Raw genomic sequence first — 645 nt, forward strand, 5'->3', positions numbered from 1 at the left:
CGCAGGCTACCACGTCTTTCATCGCCTCTGACTGCCAAGGCATCCACCGTATGCGCTTCTTCACTTGACCATATAACCCCAAGCAATCTGGTTATACTATGAAGACGACATTCGCCGAAAATTCGATTGCGCTCCTAAGAGCCACTCACAAATTTTACCTTAGCCTGATCCGTTACCAGTGAAAGTAACGTTCAGTCTATCTTTCTATCACATACCCAAATTTTTAAAGAACGAACTAGTCAAAGACTAGAAATCAACATTCACCATCGAACCGATGGAATGCTCATTTCTAAGCTTTATACAATCAGAAGCAGTAGTGGTGGAGCCAAACGGGATCGAACCGTTGACCTCCTGCGTGCAAGGCAGGCGCTCTCCCAGCTGAGCTATGGCCCCGTATTTCTACAGGCGTTTCCCACACAAAATTGGTGGGTCTGGGCAGATTCGAACTGCCGACCTCACCCTTATCAGGGGTGCGCTCTAACCAACTGAGCTACAGACCCAATTTCGGGCTGCTTCTTTCGTCTTCTTCAATGAATCAAGCAATTCGTGTGGGAACTTATGGAGCAGCTGAGTCGTCGATTAAGGAGGTGATCCAGCCGCAGGTTCCCCTACGGCTACCTTGTTACGACTTCACCCCAGTCATGA

At 48.5% G+C, this 645-nt stretch carries 2 tRNA genes and 1 rRNA gene; all 3 read right to left on the reverse strand.

Going from position 1 to position 645, the window contains the following annotated elements:
- Window positions 1-317 precede the first annotated feature (317 nt).
- Window positions 318-393 (reverse strand) — tRNA-Ala (locus KW838_RS29225).
- A 30-nt stretch (window positions 394-423) separates the two neighbouring features.
- Window positions 424-500, reverse strand: a tRNA-Ile gene (locus tag KW838_RS29230).
- 80 nt (window positions 501-580) lie between these two features.
- Window positions 581-645: ribosomal RNA gene (locus KW838_RS29235) — 16S ribosomal RNA — on the reverse strand; the annotation flags it as partial.

Origin of the sequence: Pseudomonas sp. PDM27 (assembly GCF_019219205.1) — a bacterium.
Taxonomy (GTDB): Bacteria; Pseudomonadota; Gammaproteobacteria; order Pseudomonadales; family Pseudomonadaceae; genus Aquipseudomonas; species Aquipseudomonas laurylsulfatiphila.